Genomic DNA, 20,715 nt, shown 5'->3' with positions numbered 1-20,715 from the left:
ATCCATGAGAAAAAAGCTACTATGTTACTTTTTTATTTTTTTATTTTTAATGTTGCCCAATAATTCCTTAGGATTTGAAATAAGTCCAAATCAGAGTTTAAAGCAGATCATCATACAGATTCAAAGCACAGAATCGTCCAATAATACTTCAAGTTTATCGATAAGATCTAAAGAATTATTTAGACAAGTAGAAAAAATGCTTAAAGATAAAAATACATTGAAAACCAAAATAAAATATCATCACATATCTGATGCTACTCTAATACTACAAAACAAGAATCAAACAAAAACTTATGTGATAAATGAAATGCTTAATCTTATAGATGAAAAACAAGGTGTTTTATTCCACTTACCAAGTGATTTAAAAATAAAAATAAATAAATATGTAAATATCGTTAGAAAAAAACATTATGGATATTTGTTAACTTGGGAACAGGCAAAAGAAAAATTACCGAAGTATTCGATCTTTACTGTCATTGATTTAGAAACAGGGTTAAGTTTTAAAGTACAGAGACGAGCTGGTAGTAAACATGCTGATGTACAGCCATTAACGGCTAAAGATTCCAAAATCATGAAACAGATTTATAATGGTCAATGGAGTTGGAATCGAAGAGCAGTACTTATACAAAGTGGAGATTATTCAATAGCAGGTTCAATGAATGGTATGCCTCATGGTGGGGACGGCATACCACATAATGATTTCTCAGGTCATTTTTGTATTCATTTTCTAGGGAGTACAACTCATCGTTTAAAAAATGTGGATCTGTCTCACCAGTCCATGTTATATAAAGCTGCTGGCATGTGGACAAAGTACATTCAAAGTGCCACTCCTAATGATGTTATTGACAGTTTTTTTATTGCATTGAATCAAAAGGATTTATTTTTATTAAAGACATTATTTCCCCATAAAAACCATGATCAAATTGAAACCTTTAAAGAAGAGATGGAAACCAATTCAAAAATTCGTAGATTATCTTCGTATGCTGAAGAAGAATATGATGATTTATGGTTAGTAATTCCAATACAAGCAGTTTTGACAACGAAGCATAATAAAAATCAAATTGTAGTTTATCATTTTTATTTACAAAAAAATGCTATAACAAATACATGGAAAATATACGATGTAACTAAAAACTATTAAATCTTATATTCTAAAGATCACCAAACAGGTGATCTTTTATTTTTGCTGACAGGAAGGCCTGTTCATATTTTTTATAAAGTTAATAATGCTTCAGAATCCTCCGAAATCAATTTAAAAATAGGTTCTATCTTTTTTTTAGATTCATAGATTATAAATAGATAGATTCAAATAAGACATGCTGCTTTGGAGGAGAGATTATGAACCAATCTACTATTTTTGGAATGATGTTAAGAGTTTTTATTACATTATCTTTAGGAACACTTACTATGTTTTTGATGCTATCTATTGGGAGTTATACTCAATCAAAAATGGTAACATCTCCAATTGTTTCAATGCAGGGGTTAGGTACTTCAGTATCAAGTCAATTTTTTGTGGATATGATGGCAGTTGAAATACCACAAATGAAAAGTGGATTAAATAGCTCTACATTTTCTCAAAAAAATGTTCTCAATTTTTTGTTTAGATATGTAACTAGCATTAATCCAAACGATCCAAAAAGTTTACTTGCAAGTGAGGTTCCAGGTCTTACTTTTGAAAAGGTAGTTTTACTTCGAGGAGGATCTAATATTGATGATATAAATGAACCTCTTGATTTACCCCCTACTCAATTTGATTTGGAAGCAGATAATAACGACAACCAGCAACAATTAGATCCAATTATAGAAACTCATCCAGGAGTTGATTCTAATGAACAGACTCAATCAGGTTCAGGTGAAGACAAGTTAAACATAGAAAATGAGGATGGATCTGGATCTAATCAAGATGGAGCAATTAATGTTGCAGCCGATGGTGATCCACTTGTTTTTATATATCATTCCCACAATAGGGAATCTTGGATACCAGAATCAGGTCAAGTATATGATGGGAAAACTAATATTACATCCTTAGGTAAAAGGTTAGAAAAATCATTAAAAAATTTAGGAGTTACTGCTATTAGTTCAGATAGAGATTTTCAGACAACTGTGGAAGATTATAATTATAATTTCTCATACAAGTATTCTTTAAAAACAGTAGAGGAAGCTTTTTCTGTAAATCCAACGCTAAGTTATTTCATTGACATTCATCGTGATAGTGCCTCAAGAGAAAATACAACGATAACGATTGATGGTAAGAGTTATGCACAATTCTTTTTCATTATAGGAGCAAACAACCCAAATTGGAGAGAAAATGAAGCATTTGCTATTAAGATCGATGAGGCTATGGAAAAAACACACCCTGGCATATCCCGCGGTATCTGGTCAAAGTCAAGTATTTATGGGAACGGTGAATACAATCAGTCATTTTCTCCAAATAGTATTGTTATTGAAGTAGGAGGCGTTGAAAATACAATTGAAGAATCTAATCGTACAATCGATCTTCTAGCAAAAGTCTTATCAGATATCGTTTGGGAAGCTGAGAAGGTAGATACTGGAGTGGGGAGGTAGTGATTTTATGGCTCGATTTAGTATTCAATTATTGATATTATTTTTTGTTGTAAGTTTTTGTGTTTTTTTTGGTGTTGAACTTGCAAAGCAAGGTATTGAAGAAATTCATGGTCCAATGGAGAATGTTGCAAAAGAGGTTTCCACTAGTGAAATTGAACCAGAAAATCAAAAATCAGATGATGGGATTTCTACTATAAAAGAAGAATCTCCAAAATTAAGTTTTGCCACTACTACTGAAGACTCAATTGGGTTAAGTGCTAAGATTGGAAACGCTCTTCAATCCACTGCTCATAAAGGTGTTGAAATCATAGTTTCAGTTTTCCATGCGTTGTTTTCCTAACCTCCTATTGTAATCAATGTTCACTTTACATACACTTGTGGTATAATAAAGGGTATGTATATTTGCAAGTAATTTATGGGGGTTTAGCATGACAGACGTACATGAAAGACAAAGTCGAATTCGAAATTTTTCAATTATAGCACACATCGATCATGGAAAATCTACTTTGGCAGATCGAATCTTAGAATTTACAGGCGCGTTAACCTCAAGAGAAATGCAAGATCAAGTACTGGACAAGATGGACTTGGAGAGGGAACGTGGCATTACAATAAAATTGCAAGCTGTGCGATTAAACTATACTGCAAAGGATGGTCAAGAATATATACTTAATTTAATTGATACTCCAGGACATGTCGATTTTACATATGAGGTTTCTCGTAGTTTAGCGGCTTGTGAAGGGGCTTTGCTAGTAGTGGATGCAGCACAGGGCACGGAAGCTCAAACTTTAGCCAACGTGTATTTGGCTTTGGATAATAATTTAGAAATTTTACCAGTTATCAATAAAATTGATTTGCCAAGTGCTGAACCAGAAAGGGTTAAGCAGGAGGTAGAAGATGTAATTGGTTTAGATGCGAGTGATGCTGTTTTAGCTTCAGCAAAGGCAGGCATTGGTATTGAGGATATTCTTGAACAGGTAGTAATAAAAGTTCCAGCACCATCAGGGAATGCTAACAATCCATTGAAAGCACTAATATTTGATTCACATTATGATGCATACAAAGGTGTTATTGTGTATGTTCGTGTCATTGATGGATCGATTAAGTCAGGGACTAAAATTAAAATGATGGCTACAGATAAAACGTTTGAGGTTATTGAAGTAGGAGCATTTAAACCCAACATGTCTATTGTAGATGAGCTACAAGTAGGTGATGTAGGTTTTATTGTAGCAGGTATTAAAAACGTAAAGGATACAAGGGTTGGGGATACGGTTACAGATGCAATGAATCCTGCACCTGAAGCATTGCCGGGATATAGAAAAATTAATCCTATGGTATATTGTGGATTGTACCCGATTGATACAGCTGATTATAATGATCTTAGGGAAGCTTTAGAAAAGCTGGAATTGAATGATGCATCTTTAAAGTATGAACCTGAGACCTCAAGTGCTTTAGGGTTTGGATTCCGTTGTGGATTTTTAGGTTTGCTGCATATGGAGATTATTCAAGAACGTATAGAACGTGAGTTTAACATTCCATTAATCACAACGGCACCAAGTGTTATTTTTAGAGTAACTCTAACAAGTGGAGAAATGATTGAGATTGACAACCCTTCAAACATGCCAGATCCGCAAAAAGTGGATTACATTGAAGAACCTTATGTAAAAGCATCAATCATTGTACCTAATGATTTTGTGGGTGCTGTTATGGACTTATGTCAAAATAAACGCGGTGATTTTATCAACATGGAGTATCTGGATACAAATCGAGTACAAGTGATATATGATATACCACTGTCTGAGGTGGTTTATGACTTTTTTGATATTTTGAAATCCAGTACGAAAGGTTATGCATCATTTGATTATGAGGTTTCTGAATATAAAAAATCCAAATTAGTAAAAATGGATATCTTGTTAAATAGTGAACAGGTAGATGCCCTGTCTTTTATTGTCCATAGAGATAAAGCTTTTTATAGAGGACGTGCAATTTGTGGTAAATTAAAGGATTTGATTCCTCGTCAAATGTTTGAGGTGCCTATTCAAGCGGCCATAGGGCAAAAAATTATAGCACGTGAAACGGTAAAAGCGATGCGTAAAAACGTATTAGCAAAATGTTATGGCGGTGACATTTCAAGAAAGAGAAAACTGCTTGAAAAACAAAAAGAAGGTAAAAAACGAATGAAACAAGTGGGAAATGTTGAAGTGCCGCAGGAAGCATTTATGTCAGTTCTAAAGTTGGATGAATAGTTAACGTGGACGGAGAAAGCAATAAACGAAAGGCCGAGAAAATGCTCTCGGTCTTTTAGTTGGAATGAATTATTTTTAGGCATTGATAATATGGGAGAGGTCTATATGGACATTTGGGAATTAGTTAAATATATGTTTTTAGGTATTTTACAAGGATTTACTGAACCTATCCCTGTTTCTTCCAGTGGACATGTTTTATTGGCACGTCATTGGTTTGGAATAGAAGTTGAAGGATTAAGTTTTGAAATATTAGTGAATTTCGCTTCTTTACTTGCAGTACTTCTTATTTATAGATCTGATTTGATTCATATTGCAAATTATAGCTTAAAATTTATACAAACAAAGGACATCAAATATAAAAAAGATTTTATGTTTGTTGTTTATTTATTGATTGCTACCATTCCCGCGGCCATATTAGGAATCACTTTGGAAGACTACATTTCAGAATTATTCAATGAAAATGATGTGAGAATGATTGGTGTGGCTTTAATCATAACGGGCATCGCTTTGTGGTTTATCAGAAATTTAAGGGGTAAAAAAAATGATCAAAATATAACATTATTAGATGCGGTCATTGTTGGTTTGGCACAGGCTATAGCATTAATACCAGGGATTAGTCGATCTGGGGCAACTATTGTTGCAGCACTTGCAAGGGGATGGAAGCAAGACACAGCGATGCGTTTTTCATTCTTTTTATATATCCCTATCAGTGTTGGAGTTATGGTTTTTGGAATAACTGATATGATCAACGAACCTAATATCGAGACAAGAATCATTCCCTATACTCTTGCTTTTTTAGGTGCATTAATTGCTTCTTATTTTTCCTTGAAATGGTTTATGGGTATTATGCAGAGAGGAAATTTAATTATATTTACAGTGTATTGTTTAATCGTTGGAACCGTTGTGTTATTGTTTTAGCCGTGTATACTTTTATTCGCTCCACTTAAAATGTGTGTGAAAGTCACTCAGAAGAGTAAAATACTAATATTAGTTGGAAAAACCAAAAGGATGTTGATCATGACTACTACTTTTAATTCATCTGCTGCAAAAGCTGTATATATTCATATCCCCTTTTGTAAACATAAATGTTATTACTGCGATTTTAATACGTATGCTCTTCCAGTACCACCTATTGATGAATATTTGGAAGCATTGGAAAAAGAACTACAAGCAACTGTTGAGAAGTTTCCACCAGAACAAATTGAAACGATTTTTGTAGGGGGTGGGACACCAACCATATTAGAACCTCAACAAATGAAAGCTTTCTTACAATTAGTGAATCGTTATTTTCCAAATCAACATGAACAGCTTGAATTTACAATGGAAGCAAATCCAGGTACTACGGATGTAGATAAATTGATGGTAATGAAAGCTGGTGGAGTAAATCGCATAAGTTTTGGAGTTCAGTCATTTCAAAATGATATATTAAAGGATATAGGCAGAATCCATGATAATTCTGAAGTATATGAAAGTATAAGAAATGCTAAAAAAATAGGTTTTGATAATTTATCCATTGATTTAATGTTTGGTCTTCCAAATCAAACGTTGGAAAACATGGAGGAGAGCTTAAAACAAGCCTTGTCATTAGATTTACAGCATTACTCTATTTACAGTTTAAAAGTGGAAGAAAACACAGTTTTCCATTCCTTATATCAGAAAGATAAATTACCTCTTCCTGCTGAAGAGGAGGAATTAAATATGTTTTTACTTATTATGAACCGGTTAGATGAAGCTGGATATCAACAGTATGAAATTAGTAATTTTGCAAGAGCTGGTTTGGAAAGCAAACATAATAAGATGTATTGGAACAATCAAAGCTATTACGGTATAGGAGCAGGAGCACATAGTTATTTACAAGGTACAAGGTATATCAACGTAAAAGGAGTACAAGATTATTTGCATGCCGTTAATCAAGGTCTCCCTATTAGTGAAGAACATCGAGTTAGTCAAAAAGAAGCTATGGAAGATTTTATGATGGTTGGATTACGTTTGATGGAAGGTGTAAACAAAGAAGATTTCTCTCAACAATTTTCACAGTCTATGGATCAAATATTTAACAAACAATTAAATAAATTGATCAATCATCAGTTGTTAGAGTCAACTGAAAGTGGATTTAAATTAACTAAAAAAGGAATATTGCTCGGGAATGAAGTGTTTGCTGAGTTTATTTCTTCACTATAGTTTTACCTTTTTTATGTTCATAATTTATAATGGTGGGGAAGAAGTTGGAAACAAACATTAGATTAGCTAAACAAACAGATATAAATGATATGTTTGAGATTATTGATTACTATGCCAATGATGGAATTATGCTACCTAGATCAAAGAATATATTGTCACATCAAATAGGTGATTTTTCTGTAGTTGAACTAGATGGAAAAGTGATTGCGTGTGGATCTCTTTGTAAACTAGGGGATGACCTTGTGGAAGTTCGTTCATTTGGGGTTTTACCGATTCATAAAGGAAAAGGAATAGGTAAACAATTGCTTGAATTTATCATACATGAAGCTAAATCTAGAAAAATTCCCAAGTTGATGGCTTTAACATATGAAGTTGATTTTTTTATTAAAAATGGATTTGAAGAGGTAGCAAAGGAAATTTTTCCAGAGAAGGTATGGAAAGACTGTATTTATTGTAAAAAACAAAACTGTTGTGATGAAATTGCTGTGTTAAAAAGATTGGATTTACTTGACAACACATGATTTGATTTGGTATTTTGTTATTAGTGATTAGCACTCGACTTGAATGAGTGCTAACGATATGGGAACAGTTTTTTTTCAGTAACAATAAGGAGGGAAAGTTATGCTAACAGAACGTCAGAAAATGATCTTAAGCGCGATTGTGAATGATTATATCCATTCTGCGGAGCCGATTGGCTCAAGAAGTATATCCAAACGCAGTGATGTTGGGTTCAGTCCTGCTACGATAAGAAATGAAATGTCTGACTTAGAGGAAATGGGTTTTTTAGAACAACCTCATACCTCGGCTGGTCGTATTCCCTCTCATAAAGGTTACAGGTATTTTGTTGATCATCTTATTAGTTTATCGAAGTCAAAAAATGAAGAGATAGTATCTATAAAAAATTATTTTAATAAAAGACTGAATAAAACGGAAGCAATTTTGCAAGAGGTAGCTGCGATTTTATCAGACATGACTCAATATACTTCCATTGCGCTTGGACCTGAACTATTTAATACAACTTTAAAACATCTTCAATTCGTTTCCATTAATGATAATACAGGTGTAGTCATTATTGTTACAGATACAGGTGAAGTTGAAAATAAGAAAGTTGAAATTCCAAAAGGAATTTCCATTGACGAAATTGAAAAGTGCATTAATGTTTTAAACAGTAAATTACGTGGGGAACCTCTCATTTCATTAAAATCAAAACTTTTCAATGAGCTTGGTAATGAATTAAAAAAATATGTAAACCAACACCATGAGTTGATGCACATGTTAGATGAAGTATTTGAAACAAACAAACAAGAGCGCATTTACATGAGTGGTACTACCAATATGTTAACCCAACCTGAATTTAATGATGTGTCAACCGTAAAAAATATCTTAGACTTAATCAATGAAACGGAAACATGGGTCGAACTATTTTCTAATGTACCCAAAGGGATTCAGGTAACGATAGGCCCAGAAAATGATGTGAAACAAATTCAAAATTGTAGTTTGATTACAGCTACTTATAAAATTGAAGGTGATTCAATTGGAACAATAGGTATCCTAGGACCAACACGTATGGAATACGAAAGAGTTATAAACTTATTAAATCATTTAACAGATGACTTAGTTAAATTTTATTATAGATAAGATTGAAGTAGATAGAAAATAAATAATATATTGGAAAATATTTTTATTTCACTAAGGAGGTGAATGTATGAGTCAAACAGATCAAGCAAAAACGAATGAAGATGAACAAACACTTAACGATCAAGAGAATGAAGAATTAGAAAATATGGCTGATGAAAATCTAAGTGACGAAGAAGAGCAAAACGTAGAAGAAAAAATACTTATGGATATAAAAGATATTGATGAGCTGAAAAAAAATGCTGATGAAAGTCAACAGAAATTACTTAGAACTCAGGCAGATTTTGATAACTTCCGTCGCAGAACTAGAATGGAAAAGGAAGAAGCTCTAAAATATGCTTCAAAGGGACTCATAGAGCAGCTGCTTCCTGTTATAGATAATTTTGAAAGAGCCATTTCATCAAGTGCTGAAACGAAAGATTTCGATTCTTTAATGAAAGGAATTGAAATGGTTTTTGATCAAATGAAACAAACATTTGATAGTGAAGAGTTAAAACCTATTGAATCAATAGGTCAACCATTTAATCCAGAATACCATCAAGCCATCATGCAGGTTGAATCTGAAGAATATGAGGAAGGTATCGTAGTGGAAGAAGTTCAAAAAGGTTACATTCTAAAAGACAAGGTACTCAGGCCTGCGATGGTTAAAGTAAGTAGTTAATCTACAAATCAACATGTTTAATTAAAATAAAAGTAGGATTATTATAAGGAGGGTTACTCATAGATGAGTAAAGTAATAGGTATTGATTTAGGAACTACAAATTCATGTGTTGCGGTTATGGAAGGTGGAGAAGCGGTCGTTATTCCTAATCCAGAGGGTAATAGAACTACACCGTCCGTTATTGGATTTAAAAAAGATGGCGAAAGAATCGTTGGTGAAACTGCTAAGCGTCAAGCGATCACAAACCCAGATGGAACGGTTATTTCAATCAAACGTCATATGGGAACTGATTATAAAACTACAATCGAAGGTAAAGAGTATAGCCCACAAGAATTATCTGCAATTATATTACAGAAATTAAAGTCAGATGCTGAAGCATATTTAGGATCATCTGTTACACAAGCAGTTATTACTGTACCAGCTTATTTTAATGATAGTCAGCGTCAAGCAACTAAAGATGCTGGTAAAATTGCTGGACTTGAGGTACTTAGAATTGTAAATGAACCTACAGCGGCAGCTTTAGCATATGGTTTGGAAAAAGACGAAGACCAAACGATTTTAGTATATGATTTAGGTGGAGGTACGTTTGATGTATCTATTCTTGAATTAGGTGATGGATTTTTTGAAGTAAAAGCTACGAGTGGGAATAACCGTTTAGGTGGAGATGATTTCGACCAAGTGATTATAGATCACCTAGTATCCGAGTTCAAAAAAGAACAAGGAATTGATTTAAGTAAAGATAAAGCGGCTGTTCAACGTTTAAAAGATGCTGCTGAAAAAGCGAAAAAAGAACTTTCTGGAATAGTGACTACTACCATTTCATTACCGTTTATTACTGTAGTAGATGGAGTTCCTCAGCATTTAGAAGTGAACTTAACTAGAGCGAAATTTGAAGAATTATCAACAGATTTAATTGAAAAAACGTTAGCACCTACTAGACAAGCAATCAGTGATTCTGGTTTAAGTGCTAGTGAAATAGATAAAATTGTACTAGTTGGTGGTTCTACTAGAATTCCAGCAGTACAAGAAGCTGTTAAAAAACTAACGGGTAAAGAGCCTCATAAAGGTGTAAATCCAGATGAAGTAGTAGCACTTGGAGCTGCAGTTCAAGCTGGTGTACTTACAGGTGATGTTCAGGACGTTGTATTATTAGATGTTACACCTCTTACATTGGGTATTGAAACTGCAGGTGGTGTATTTACAAAGATGATTGACCGCAATACTACAATCCCAACAAGTAAATCACAAGTATATTCAACTTATGCAGATAACCAGACAAGTGTTGAAATTCATGTTCTTCAAGGGGAACGTGCAATGGCAGCAGATAATAAAACATTAGGACGTTTTATGTTAGGAGATATTCCTCCAGCACCACGTGGAGTTCCTCAAATTGAAGTTACATTTGATATCGATGCAAATGGTATCGTGAATGTATCAGCTTTAGATAAAGGTACTGGTAAGAGTCAAAAAATCACTATCACATCATCCAGCGGTTTATCTGATGATGAAATTGAACAAATGACTCAGGATGCTGAGAAGTTTAAAGAAGAAGATGAGAAGCGTAAAGCAGCTGTAGAAGCAAGAAATGAGGCAGATCAGTTAGTTTATACTGCTGAAAAAACATTAAAAGATCTTGGAGATAAAGTAGATCAAGCAGAAATTGATAAAGCGAATGAAGCTAAGGATAAAGTGAAGAAGGCTTTAGAAGGTGATGATACGGATGAGATTAAAAAAGCCTCTGAAGAACTTACTGAAATTGTACAACAATTGTCAGTAAAATTATATGAACAAGCAGCTCAAGAAGCACAAGCAGCACAAGGAGCAGAAGGGGCACAAGGGCCAGAAGGACCAGACCCAGCCTCTGATAGAGATAATGTAGTAGATGCAGATTACGAAGTTGTAGATGAAAAGGAAAACAACAACAAATAATCATAAATAAAATAAAATGATTTAAAGAATAGTCAAAGTCAAGCTATGTCTTGGCTTTGACTATAAACTTGTATATACAACTGAATTTTTTGAACTTTTATTTAAAGATCGAAATGTTTTTAATTGAAATAGAATGGAGTGAAGTGATGAGTAAACGAGATTATTATGATGTTCTCGGTCTAGGCAAAGATGTTTCAAGCGATGAAATTAAAAAAGCTTATCGCAAGTTAGCTCGTCAATATCATCCGGATGTTAATAAATCTTCTGATGCTGAAGAGAAATTTAAAGAAGTAAAAGAGGCATATGATGTTTTAAGTGATGATCAAAAAAGAGCGACCTATGATCAGTTTGGTCATGTTGATCCCAGCCAAGGAATGGGCGGAGCAGGCGGTGCAGACTTCGGTGGATTCGGTGATATCTTCGACATGTTTTTTGGTGGTGGAGGCGGCCAGAGACGTAACCCAAATGCACCACAAAGAGGCGCTGATTTACAATATACGATGACGATTGAATTTAAAGAAGCGGTTTTCGGAAAGGAAACGGAAATTAAAATTCCTCGTACAGAGACATGTGATCGTTGTTCAGGTTCTGGGGCTAAACCAGGTACTAAAAAGGAAACTTGTTCTACATGTAAAGGTTCAGGTCAACAGGAAGTTGTTCAGAACACTGCATTTGGACGTATCGTGAATCGTAGAGTATGTACTACATGTAACGGTCAGGGTACAATCATTAAAGATAAATGTGGTAAATGCCATGGTTCAGGACAAGTGAAAAATCAAAGAAAAATCAATGTGAAAATTCCTGCCGGAGTAGATGAAGGATCACAAATTAGAATTTCAGGTGAAGGTGAAGCAGGAAAAAAAGGTGGACCTTCAGGTGATTTATACATCGTTTTACGTGTTAAATCTCATGAGTTTTTTGAAAGAGAAGGGGATGATATATATTGTGAAGTACCCCTTACATTTGCACAAGCAGCTCTAGGCGATGAAATTGAAATTCCTACACTAACTGAAAAAGTGAAATTGAAAATCCCTTCAGGAACACAGACAGGCACTTATTTTCGTTTAAAAGGAAAAGGTGTTCAGCGTGTTAGAGGTTATGGGCAAGGTGATCAACATGTTAAAGTTGTTGTTGTTACCCCTTCGAAATTATCCGAGGATCAAAAGAAACTACTACGTGATTTTTCAGAGTTAAATGGAGAGCATACTCATGAAAAACACCAATCTATTTTTGAAAGAATGAAAAAAGCTATTTTAGGTGACTGATATACATTTATCAATTGTTATTAAGAGAGTCAAAGACCGTGAGTGTAATCTTGCGGTTTTTCTGTTATTAAAGGGTGAGACTATGGAAATTAGACAAATTAGCAAAGAGCAAACTTGGCATTTGCGACATATAGTTATGTGGCCCAACAAAGATTTTGATTATATAAAATTAGATAAAGATGACTTAGGAATTCATTTTGGACTATTTAAAAAAGGTCATCTCATTAGCGTAGTATCTCTATTTATTGAAAATAATACTGCACAATTTAGAAAATTTGCTACACTACAGAGTGAGCAAGGTAAAGGGTATGGTAGTATATTGTTACATCATGTCATTGCCCAAGCAAAGAAGATGGGTATAACAAAAATATGGTGCAATGCAAGAGAAAATAAAACAAATTTTTATGAGAAATTTGAACTGAAGAATTCCAAACAAATGTTTCAAAAGAGTGGAATAAACTATATTATTATGGAAAGAGGATTAAATTAGAAAAAAGGAGAAAAGAATGGAATATGAAGAACTGAAGACATATAGTTTAAAGAAACAAGGAGCTGTTGAAGATTATCCTTTTGGACCAGAAACTTTGGTGATTAAGGTAAGCAATAAAATGTTTGCATTAATTTCAGAAGGGCAGGAGTATTCTTCCGTTAGTCTTAAGTGTGATCCATTTTTAGCTGAAATTTTACGTGAAAAGTATAAAGCAGTTACAGGAGGTTATCATTTAAATAAGAGGCATTGGAATACCATTTTATTGGATGACAGTATTCCAGATGAAGAGATATTAGAAATGGTGGATCAATCATACCAGTTAGTATTTAATAGTTTAAAAAAGGCAGATAAACAAAAAATCTTAAATTCTTAAAAACTCACCAATCGGTGAGTTTTTTTGCTGAATAAAATTTCTTATTGTAGTAAAACATATATGGAGTTTGAGGAGATATGGAAAGGAGGATTAAGATGGATCAAAAAAAGCCCGAGAAAAGGTTACCTATTGCCAAAAATGAAGATGTGGAATTTTCAGAATCATTAGCAGATGAAGATGATTTGGAAGCTCAAAAAAGAGCAAAGGAAGCTGATCAAAGACAAATTAATAAATAGGGAGTTTTTGTTATGAATAATAAACATATAATTGCTTATTTTGACACTGAAGATCAGGCCGAAGACGTGGCAATCAAATTGCAAAAATTAAAAACAAAAGATATCTCTGTAGAAAGAATACCCACAGATAAGCAAGTAATAGATAATTTTCCAGCTATGCCTCAGAGTCTTGGGAATTATTTTCAAGGAACATTAGGTTTTGTTTATCCTGCTGCATGGGGATTCACAGACATAGGAAGCGAAGACCTAAACTCAAAAAATATTATGCTTAGTTTTGTTGCATCACAAGAATCAATCAATGATGCAATTGATTTTATTCATCAGGGACGGGGTCAAATAAAATGACAGAAAAAAGCATATTAGCGTATTTTAATTCCCCAGAGCAAGCAGAAGGGGCTGCAGTGAAATTACAATCATTAAGGGCAAATAACCTTAATATAAACCGCTTTAGTAAATATCAAGGGGAAGGAATAACTAAAATATCAAATCCAGTGAATGGGGATATTACCAGTATAGGAAAGTTGTCCTTACATGCTGATTTTAGTGAGCCAGATGTTGGTATTTTAGCCGCGGCTGATGTAAGTGCAAGCGGAATGAGTGATGGAGGGCAAGGAACCCCAACAGGTATGGATATTTTATTAACAGTGAACATAGATGAGACTCAATATCAACATGCGCTTCAAGTTATTGAAGCTTGTGGAGGAATGGTATAGAGACTAATCTAAGTAATGTGATTACTATTTACATTTCTAACTGTCAAAAGCCCTACTAACACTAAGCAGGGCTTTTTAACCTTGATGGTCGGAAGTTATACAACTTCCATTTGGCAACATAAGCATCAGCACATCCTGAGCTGACAACTAAGCTTCTGCCTTCGCCAAATGGCTTGTCAATCAGCAAGTTTTCTTTACTCTGTTAAATTTTGTTCTAATAACTTATCTAAAGATGTTGCTACTTCATTTGAATATTTATAATTAGTTTCCTCTAGATTGTGTAAATATTCTTTTATAATTAGAGTGGTACGTGAATCAGGATATGTTTCAATCCATTGTGTATAACTATCTATAAGTTCTTGGTTAAATTGTTTTGTTTCTATATCATATGCTGGTGAGTTAGGTAGTCCTTGTAAATACGGAATTAAATAATTTAAATACATTCTTTCAACGATACTTGCTCTCACAGATTCCGGATAAGAGGTTAAGAATTTCTCCGTTTGAGCTAAACGAGATGAGAGTTCCTCCCACGGAATGGTTAACGTTAAATCTTTCTCATATAGTTGTGAAGATTCTTTGGCTTGTATATTCATATATTCAGACATTTCTTCAGTCACATTTGGTTTATATTTTTCCATTTGCGAATAATCTATTTTAACTGAATAAATTCCTTTTAATAATTCGATTTTATATCCATTCTGTATGATTTTAGTTAATTCTTTTCTTAAAGCTTCATCTTGTATTTCTTCTATTTCAAAAGTGTTTTCATTGGATATTTCCTCTAGTTTTAATTGAACCTCATCATCTTCAAGTACTTGACTAAAGTCTTCCATTTGTGCTGATAATTGATCTTCTACAGTTAATAATAAGTTTGTAAAAACTTCCCTAGGAATTTCTTCTAATTGTTCATCTATGAACCCATATAGTTGAGCTGGTTTTGCATTATCTTCAATAAGTTCTTGAAATTCGATTGTTATTTTAAAGGACTGTTCATCAGCCTGATTCTCTTCGCCAGATTGATCTTCATGAGTACAACCTGTAATCGTCATTACAAAAATAACAAATAAAGCAAAAAGCAAGTTTCTGTTACTCTTTAACATGGTGTCTCCTCCTGATGTTTCTATATCTTTCTTCCTGATGTAGGATTTTACCACGATTGCAAACTATTTTCAATACAATTCATTATTCCATTTTATACACAAAAATATGAATGGAAATAGATTTTGTCTTAAGATAAAACTATGATAAAATAATAGGTCAGATAATTTAAGTACGGAGGGTTAATGATGAACTGGTACGAAATATGTATTTACACAACTGAAGAAGCTAGTGAGCAAATATCTAATTTTTTTCATGAAAATGGAGCTGGTGGAGTTTCAATAGAAGAATCTGGTTCTTTGAATAAAGAAAGAGATACTTCTTTAGGTCAATGGTATGAAAAACCATTAAATGATTTCCCAGAAGGAGATGCAGAAATTAAAGCTTATTTTCCAGAAGAGGTAGATATGGATGAACTTCTAAAAGGTTTAGAACGTTTCGTTAAAAATTTAATAGAATTAGATATCAATGTAGGAAAAGCAGACATGAAGCTACAAATAGTAAACGAAGAAGATTGGGCAAACGCTTGGAAACAATATTTTAAACCTGTTCGTATTACGGAGAAGATTACGATTAAACCTACCTGGGAGGATTATGATGCAGGTGAAAATGAGTGTGTGGTAGAGCTTGATCCAGGAATGGCTTTTGGTACAGGGACACATGCCACTACATCCTTATGTTTAAAAGCATTAGAAAAAGCACAAGTTGAAGGCAAAAATGTAATCGATGTGGGGACAGGCTCAGGTATATTATCCATCGCAGTGATGAAATTAGGAGCGAATAAAGTGTTAGCTTTGGATTTAGACCCCGTTGCAGTTTCAAGTGCTAAGGAAAATGTACGTATTAATCAATTAGAAGAAAAAATTAAAGTTCAACAAAGTGACTTGTTGCAAGTGCTTCGAATCACTCAAGATCATACTAACCAAGTAAAGACTCAAATTGTTGTAGCAAATATTTTAGCAGAAATCATATTGACTTTTATAGATGATGTATACAATGTTTTGGAGCATGATGGTTTATTCATTGCCTCAGGAATTATTAAACAAAAAGAAGATGATGTATTAGAGGCATTATCAAAATCACAATTTGAAATTGTTCAGAAACTTGAGCAGGAAGATTGGGTAGCCATTACTGCAAAAAAAAGATAGGAGAGAGTTATGGAGTTTTTAGATCGTTTGATTTTTTTTGATTTATATGAACTGCCATTTGTTTTATTAGCATTTTTACTTGGAGTTACAATACATGGATTTACACAGGCTTTCACATCGAATAAATTTAATGACCCAACTGCTAAAAAGCAGGGAAGACTTACACTAAATCCGCAAACTCACCTTGATTTTATAGGGATGTTACTATTCCTTTTTGCTGGTTTTGGTTGGGGTAAACCTGTTCCAGTTAATCGACATCATTTTAAAAAACCAAAACTCATAGGAGTATTCATATCTCTAGCTGGACCATTCAGTAATTTGTGTTTTGTTTTGATTGGTTTTTTATTTTGGTATTTATTATTTATGGGATCAATTCATGTATGGTTTTCACCTGATGTTTTTAATGCTATTAATACCTTTTTAGAATGGTTTATACGCATTAATATCTTGCTATTTGTAGTTCATTTGATTCCTCTGCCACCGTTGGATGGTTATAGAATAATAGAGGATTTAGCACCAAATAATGTCCGAGCAAAAATGGCAAAATTTGAACTATACTCTATTTACATCTTTTTATTGCTAGCGTTAATTCCGCCTCTTAGAATGGTGACTATCCAACCGATATTGAACTTGCAATTTGTTATATACAATATAATAAATCGGTTTTTTTCAGTGATTTTTTAAACTTATGGTAAAACTAAACAAATGTGGCGTAAACAGCTTTGTTTGTAGTAAGATATATTTTGGGTATTTTATATAGAAGAGGTTGTTGTTAACATGCAACGATATTTTATTTCAAAAAATCAATTTGTTGAAAATAAAGTTCACATTTTAGATGATGATGCGTTTCATCTCATTAAAGTTATGCGAGCAAAAATAGAAGACCAATTTATCGTTAGTGATGGAGAAACACGCGACGTTTTAGTTGAGATAGAACAGATAACAAAAAATAAAGTTATTGCTTCAATCATCAAAGAGCTAGATCGGTCCAACGAACCCACTATAAACGTTTGGATTGCTCAAAGTTTACCTAAAGGTGATAAAATGGATGCTATCATCCAAAAAAATACCGAAATTGGTGCAATACAGTTTATCCCCTTTATTTCTGAGCGTACGATCGTACAGTATGATCAGAAGAAAACGAATAAAAGAATGGAACGTTGGTATAAGATTGCAAAAGAAGCAGCTGAGCAGGCTCATAGAAACCGAGTTCCTGAGATTAAAGTAATTAGTACTTGGCGGGAACTTTTAAATGTCATTCCTAAAGTTGATGTTAGTTTTGTTTTTTATGAAAATGAAGATCAGATCTATTTAAAAGATAAAATAAACGGTAAAAAAGTAGATAATGAAACTACTCATACTATTTTAATGGTAATCGGACCTGAGGGTGGATTTACAGCTAAAGAAATATTAGAGCTAGAGGAAGCAGGCTGTCAATCTGTTAGTCTAGGAAAAAGAATTTTAAGAACTGAAACAGCTGCTATGGTAGGGCTGACTTGTGTGTTATATGAATACGGTGAGATTGGAGGATCATAATATGAAAAAAGTTGCGTTTCACACATTAGGTTGCAAAGTGAATTTTTATGATACTGAAGCGATTTGGCAGCTTTTTAAAAATGAAGGATACGGACAAGTAGACTTTGATGATACAAATGAAACAGCAGATGTTTATGTCATTAATACATGTTCTGTTACAAATACAGGTGATAAGAAAAGCAGACAAATGATTCGAAGAGCTATTCGTAGAAATCCAGAGGCAATCATAGCCGTCACAGGTTGTTATGCTCAAACGGCATCAAAAGAAATCTTAGAGATTGATGGTGTTGATCTTGTCATAGGTACACAGGATAGAGAGAAAATAATGGATTATGTTAAAGAAATCCAAAAAGAAAGACAACCCATTAATGCTGTCAGAAATATTATGAAGACTCGTAACTTTGAAGAGTTAGATGTACCAGATTTTTCTGATCGTACTAGAGCATTTTTAAAAATACAAGAAGGCTGCAACAATTTTTGTACTTTTTGTATTATCCCATGGACACGTGGGTTGAGCCGCAGTCGAAACCCTGAGGATGTAATCAAACAAGCAAGGAAGTTAGTAGACTCTGGTTATCAAGAGATTGTTTTAACAGGGATTCATACAGGTGGTTATGGTGATGACCTAGACAATTTTAAATTAGCTGATTTATTATGGGACTTGGATAAAGTAGTAGGATTAAAACGAATTAGAATTAGTTCAATAGAAGCCAGTCAGATTACAGATGAAGTGATTGAAGTATTAAAAACGTCAGATAAAATGTGTCGTCATTTACACATCCCATTACAAACAGGCGATAATGATGTTCTAAAAGCGATGCGCAGAAAATATACGATTGAAGAGTTTGGAGAAAAGATTAATAAAATTCATGAAATCATGCCAGACGTTGCAATTACGACAGACATCATTGTAGGGTTTCCAGGGGAAGATGCAGAAAAGTTTAATAACAGTTATAAGTTTATAGAAAAATGTAAATTCTCTGAGTTGCATGTATTTCCTTATTCTAAACGTACAGGTACTCCAGCTGCAAAGATGGATCATCAGGTGGACATGGAGGAGAAAAATCGACGTGTTCATGAATTGATTGATCTTTCAGAAAAAATGCAATTAGAATATGCAAATAAATTTGTGGATCAAGTGATTGAAGTTATTCCAGAAACAGTCAAAGAAAGTGAAGGCAGTCTTTCCATTATTGGTCACTCAGATAACTATTTGCAAGTGATTATGGAGGGCACTGAAGATTTACTAGGAAAAGTGTGTAAAGTGAAGATTGTGGAAGCTGGAGTGAATGAATGTAAAGGGAAGATCGTAAGGGTTTTAGAGTCTTCAAATGCTAATGCTGTATAATAAAATAATGATCAAAAGTTGTTGAACCCCACAAAAGTAATAGAGTTACGCAATATAGTGATTCCTAGCTGTTGTGGGGTTTATTCAATTTGTTGATGGAGATGGGGTGAAAGATGAATGAGAGAAGTATCAGCTGGTGGTGTGGTATATAAATATGAGAATGGTAAATTACTCATACAAATGATACAGGATCGATTTGGAATAATGACTTTAGCAAAAGGCAAGATGGAGCATGGGGAAATCATCGAACAAACTGCCCTTAGAGAAATTGAAGAAGAAACAGGGATGAAGGGTATAATTAAGGAAGCTGATCCTTTAATGGTTGTAAATTATCAATACGATTCACCTCAATTAGGCATAGTAGATAAGGAAGTTCACTATTTTCTAATTGAAGCCAAAGAGGGAGTGTTACAAGCTCAGGTAGAAGAAATATCTGGAGTAGAATGGTTGACTCCAGAAGAAGCTTGGCACAAACAAATACATAATGGGTATGATAACAATAACGATGTTTTACAAAGAGCATTATTAAAACTAGGATATGAGGTGCAAGAGAATGAGTAAACCTTTTGATGTATCACAGTTGCCAAAGTTTATTGATCACACATTATTAAAAGCAGATGCAACGAAAGCTCAGATTACAAAGTTATGTGAGGAAGCCAAAACACACCAGTTTTTCAGTGTTTGTGTGAATAGTTACTGGGTAGGGACTTGTAGGGAACTTTTAAACGGTACAAATGTGAAAATTGCAGCAGTTGCTGGTTTTCCTTTAGGAGCTAATTCAAGTGAGACTAAAGCTTTTGAAGCTGCTAATTGTGTAGAAAATGGGGCTAAAGAAATTGATATGGTTCTTGCAGTAGGTTCTTTGTTAGAAGGTGATACTGATACGGTATTTAAAGATATTCAAGCAGTAACAAAGGCAGTTGAAAATGAAGCGATTGTGAAAGTGATATTAGAAACTGGTTTTCTAAATGATGATCAGATTAAGGAAGCTTGTCAATTATCTGAGCTAGCAGGAGCCCATTTTGTAAAAACTTCAACTGGTTTTGGACCTGGTGGGGCAACTGTGGAACATATACGTCTAATGAAAGCTGCAGTTTCAGATCATATGGAAGTGAAAGCTTCTGGTGGAATTCGAGATTTAACAACGGCTTTACAAATGATCGAAGCAGGTGCCACTCGTTTGGGAGCAAGCTCAGGTGTTGCAATTATGAAAGGAACTTCTGGAACGAGTACTTATTAAATTCTGAAATATTTAGAGTGAAGAATGCGTCTCTGAACTGCCCCCTGTCAAGTA

General features: G+C 33.8%; 23 protein-coding genes. 22 read left to right on the top strand and 1 reads right to left on the bottom strand.

Features of this window, described 5'->3' with window-relative positions; genetic code table 11:
* Positions 1-4 precede the first annotated feature (4 nt).
* From ERL59_RS11140 to ERL59_RS11065, 16 genes are all read left to right on the top strand, one after another.
* Positions 5-1,141, top strand: coding sequence for a hypothetical protein (locus tag ERL59_RS11140; protein WP_160646300.1), 1,137 nt, complete (start codon positions 5-7; stop codon positions 1,139-1,141).
* Between the two features lie 197 nt (positions 1,142-1,338).
* On the top strand, positions 1,339-2,565 hold the full coding sequence (gene spoIIP / locus ERL59_RS11135; protein ID WP_160646299.1) for a stage II sporulation protein P: 1,227 nt from the start codon (positions 1,339-1,341) through the stop codon (positions 2,563-2,565).
* A gap of 7 nt (positions 2,566-2,572) precedes the next feature.
* Positions 2,573-2,905, top strand: coding sequence for a hypothetical protein (locus tag ERL59_RS11130; RefSeq protein WP_160646298.1), 333 nt, complete (start codon positions 2,573-2,575; stop codon positions 2,903-2,905).
* 88 nt (positions 2,906-2,993) lie between these two features.
* A complete protein-coding gene (gene lepA, locus ERL59_RS11125) occupies positions 2,994-4,808 on the top strand; it encodes a translation elongation factor 4 (protein WP_160646297.1) in 1,815 nt (604 codons plus the stop codon).
* Between the two features lie 105 nt (positions 4,809-4,913).
* Positions 4,914-5,726, top strand: coding sequence for an undecaprenyl-diphosphate phosphatase (locus ERL59_RS11120; RefSeq protein ID WP_160646296.1), 813 nt, complete (start codon positions 4,914-4,916; stop codon positions 5,724-5,726).
* Positions 5,727-5,825: 99 nt separating this feature from the next.
* Positions 5,826-6,989, top strand: coding sequence for a radical SAM family heme chaperone HemW (hemW, locus tag ERL59_RS11115; RefSeq protein ID WP_160646295.1), 1,164 nt, complete (start codon positions 5,826-5,828; stop codon positions 6,987-6,989).
* A 29-nt stretch (positions 6,990-7,018) separates the two neighbouring features.
* The gene (locus ERL59_RS11110) at positions 7,019-7,510 is read left to right on the top strand and encodes an N-acetyltransferase (RefSeq protein WP_160646294.1); all 492 of its coding nucleotides are present in this window, start codon (positions 7,019-7,021) and stop codon (positions 7,508-7,510) included.
* A 100-nt stretch (positions 7,511-7,610) separates the two neighbouring features.
* Positions 7,611-8,627 carry a heat-inducible transcriptional repressor HrcA gene (gene hrcA, locus ERL59_RS11105; protein ID WP_160646293.1) on the top strand — a complete coding sequence of 339 codons (1,017 nt, stop codon included), beginning with the start codon at positions 7,611-7,613 and terminating at the stop codon, positions 8,625-8,627.
* Positions 8,628-8,694: 67 nt separating this feature from the next.
* A complete protein-coding gene (gene grpE, locus ERL59_RS11100) occupies positions 8,695-9,285 on the top strand; it encodes a nucleotide exchange factor GrpE (protein ID WP_160646292.1) in 591 nt (196 codons plus the stop codon).
* A gap of 63 nt (positions 9,286-9,348) precedes the next feature.
* Positions 9,349-11,214 (top strand): molecular chaperone DnaK, encoded by a 1,866-nt coding sequence (dnaK, locus tag ERL59_RS11095; RefSeq protein WP_160646291.1) that lies wholly within the window; start codon positions 9,349-9,351, stop codon positions 11,212-11,214.
* Between the two features lie 146 nt (positions 11,215-11,360).
* Positions 11,361-12,479, top strand: a complete 1,119-nt coding sequence (gene dnaJ, locus ERL59_RS11090; protein WP_160646290.1) for a molecular chaperone DnaJ — start codon at positions 11,361-11,363, stop codon at positions 12,477-12,479.
* A gap of 82 nt (positions 12,480-12,561) precedes the next feature.
* Complete coding sequence (locus ERL59_RS11085) at positions 12,562-12,969, top strand: GNAT family N-acetyltransferase (RefSeq protein WP_160646289.1); 408 nt, start codon at positions 12,562-12,564, stop codon at positions 12,967-12,969.
* Between the two features lie 16 nt (positions 12,970-12,985).
* Entirely contained in the window at positions 12,986-13,342 is a 357-nt protein-coding gene (locus tag ERL59_RS11080; protein WP_160646288.1) for an MmcQ/YjbR family DNA-binding protein, read from the top strand.
* A 95-nt stretch (positions 13,343-13,437) separates the two neighbouring features.
* On the top strand, positions 13,438-13,578 hold the full coding sequence (locus tag ERL59_RS11075; protein WP_328699937.1) for a YfhD family protein: 141 nt from the start codon (positions 13,438-13,440) through the stop codon (positions 13,576-13,578).
* 12 nt (positions 13,579-13,590) lie between these two features.
* Positions 13,591-13,923, top strand: a complete 333-nt coding sequence (locus ERL59_RS11070) for a hypothetical protein (protein WP_160646286.1) — start codon at positions 13,591-13,593, stop codon at positions 13,921-13,923.
* Positions 13,920-14,291, top strand: coding sequence for a hypothetical protein (locus ERL59_RS11065; protein WP_160646285.1), 372 nt, complete (start codon positions 13,920-13,922; stop codon positions 14,289-14,291). Before ERL59_RS11070 ends, ERL59_RS11065 begins: the two co-directional genes overlap by 4 nt.
* 194 nt (positions 14,292-14,485) lie before the next feature.
* Here ERL59_RS11065 and ERL59_RS11060 read toward each other — a convergent pair whose 3' ends face one another.
* Positions 14,486-15,391, bottom strand: coding sequence for a hypothetical protein (locus tag ERL59_RS11060; protein WP_160646284.1), 906 nt, complete (start codon positions 15,389-15,391; stop codon positions 14,486-14,488).
* 186 nt (positions 15,392-15,577) lie between these two features.
* Between ERL59_RS11060 and prmA the strand changes: the two genes are divergently transcribed.
* The 6 genes from prmA (at position 15,578) to deoC (ending at position 20,661) form a co-directional block, all read left to right on the top strand.
* Positions 15,578-16,537, top strand: coding sequence for a 50S ribosomal protein L11 methyltransferase (gene prmA, locus ERL59_RS11055; RefSeq protein WP_160646283.1), 960 nt, complete (start codon positions 15,578-15,580; stop codon positions 16,535-16,537).
* A 9-nt stretch (positions 16,538-16,546) separates the two neighbouring features.
* On the top strand, positions 16,547-17,221 hold the full coding sequence (locus ERL59_RS11050) for a site-2 protease family protein (protein ID WP_160646282.1): 675 nt from the start codon (positions 16,547-16,549) through the stop codon (positions 17,219-17,221).
* 93 nt (positions 17,222-17,314) lie between these two features.
* A complete protein-coding gene (locus tag ERL59_RS11045; protein ID WP_160646281.1) occupies positions 17,315-18,073 on the top strand; it encodes a 16S rRNA (uracil(1498)-N(3))-methyltransferase in 759 nt (252 codons plus the stop codon).
* A gap of 1 nt (position 18,074) precedes the next feature.
* Positions 18,075-19,421 carry a tRNA (N(6)-L-threonylcarbamoyladenosine(37)-C(2))-methylthiotransferase MtaB gene (mtaB, locus tag ERL59_RS11040; protein WP_160646280.1) on the top strand — a complete coding sequence of 449 codons (1,347 nt, stop codon included), beginning with the start codon at positions 18,075-18,077 and terminating at the stop codon, positions 19,419-19,421.
* Positions 19,422-19,538: 117 nt separating this feature from the next.
* Entirely contained in the window at positions 19,539-19,982 is a 444-nt protein-coding gene (locus ERL59_RS11035) for an NUDIX hydrolase (RefSeq protein WP_160646279.1), read from the top strand.
* Complete coding sequence (gene deoC, locus ERL59_RS11030; protein WP_160646278.1) at positions 19,975-20,661, top strand: deoxyribose-phosphate aldolase; 687 nt, start codon at positions 19,975-19,977, stop codon at positions 20,659-20,661. The genes ERL59_RS11035 and deoC overlap by 8 nt, the downstream gene beginning before the upstream one ends.
* Positions 20,662-20,715 lie beyond the last annotated feature (54 nt).

Origin of the sequence: Chengkuizengella marina (assembly GCF_009910845.1) — a bacterium.
GTDB classification, from domain to species: Bacteria; Bacillota; Bacilli; order Paenibacillales; family KCTC-33759; genus Chengkuizengella; species Chengkuizengella marina.
This window is presented reverse-complemented; position numbering and strand designations above follow the sequence as displayed.

Coding starts and splice junctions, on each gene's coding strand:
- ERL59_RS11070 (WP_160646286.1), top strand. CDS start 13,591: ATGAATAATAAACATATAATTGCTTATTTTGACACTGAAGATCAGGCC.
- ERL59_RS11080 (WP_160646288.1), top strand. CDS start 12,986: ATGGAATATGAAGAACTGAAGACATATAGTTTAAAGAAACAAGGAGCT.
- ERL59_RS11060 (WP_160646284.1), bottom strand. CDS start 15,391: ATGTTAAAGAGTAACAGAAACTTGCTTTTTGCTTTATTTGTTATTTTT.
- ERL59_RS11075 (WP_328699937.1), top strand. CDS start 13,438: ATGGATCAAAAAAAGCCCGAGAAAAGGTTACCTATTGCCAAAAATGAA.
- prmA (WP_160646283.1), top strand. CDS start 15,578: ATGAACTGGTACGAAATATGTATTTACACAACTGAAGAAGCTAGTGAG.
- spoIIP (WP_160646299.1), top strand. CDS start 1,339: ATGAACCAATCTACTATTTTTGGAATGATGTTAAGAGTTTTTATTACA.
- ERL59_RS11110 (WP_160646294.1), top strand. CDS start 7,019: ATGGTGGGGAAGAAGTTGGAAACAAACATTAGATTAGCTAAACAAACA.
- ERL59_RS11130 (WP_160646298.1), top strand. CDS start 2,573: ATGGCTCGATTTAGTATTCAATTATTGATATTATTTTTTGTTGTAAGT.
- ERL59_RS11065 (WP_160646285.1), top strand. CDS start 13,920: ATGACAGAAAAAAGCATATTAGCGTATTTTAATTCCCCAGAGCAAGCA.
- ERL59_RS11035 (WP_160646279.1), top strand. CDS start 19,539: ATGAGAGAAGTATCAGCTGGTGGTGTGGTATATAAATATGAGAATGGT.
- ERL59_RS11045 (WP_160646281.1), top strand. CDS start 17,315: ATGCAACGATATTTTATTTCAAAAAATCAATTTGTTGAAAATAAAGTT.
- ERL59_RS11120 (WP_160646296.1), top strand. CDS start 4,914: ATGGACATTTGGGAATTAGTTAAATATATGTTTTTAGGTATTTTACAA.
- ERL59_RS11140 (WP_160646300.1), top strand. CDS start 5: ATGAGAAAAAAGCTACTATGTTACTTTTTTATTTTTTTATTTTTAATG.
- hrcA (WP_160646293.1), top strand. CDS start 7,611: ATGCTAACAGAACGTCAGAAAATGATCTTAAGCGCGATTGTGAATGAT.
- ERL59_RS11050 (WP_160646282.1), top strand. CDS start 16,547: ATGGAGTTTTTAGATCGTTTGATTTTTTTTGATTTATATGAACTGCCA.
- ERL59_RS11085 (WP_160646289.1), top strand. CDS start 12,562: ATGGAAATTAGACAAATTAGCAAAGAGCAAACTTGGCATTTGCGACAT.
- grpE (WP_160646292.1), top strand. CDS start 8,695: ATGAGTCAAACAGATCAAGCAAAAACGAATGAAGATGAACAAACACTT.
- lepA (WP_160646297.1), top strand. CDS start 2,994: ATGACAGACGTACATGAAAGACAAAGTCGAATTCGAAATTTTTCAATT.
- dnaJ (WP_160646290.1), top strand. CDS start 11,361: ATGAGTAAACGAGATTATTATGATGTTCTCGGTCTAGGCAAAGATGTT.
- hemW (WP_160646295.1), top strand. CDS start 5,826: ATGACTACTACTTTTAATTCATCTGCTGCAAAAGCTGTATATATTCAT.
- dnaK (WP_160646291.1), top strand. CDS start 9,349: ATGAGTAAAGTAATAGGTATTGATTTAGGAACTACAAATTCATGTGTT.
- mtaB (WP_160646280.1), top strand. CDS start 18,075: ATGAAAAAAGTTGCGTTTCACACATTAGGTTGCAAAGTGAATTTTTAT.
- deoC (WP_160646278.1), top strand. CDS start 19,975: ATGAGTAAACCTTTTGATGTATCACAGTTGCCAAAGTTTATTGATCAC.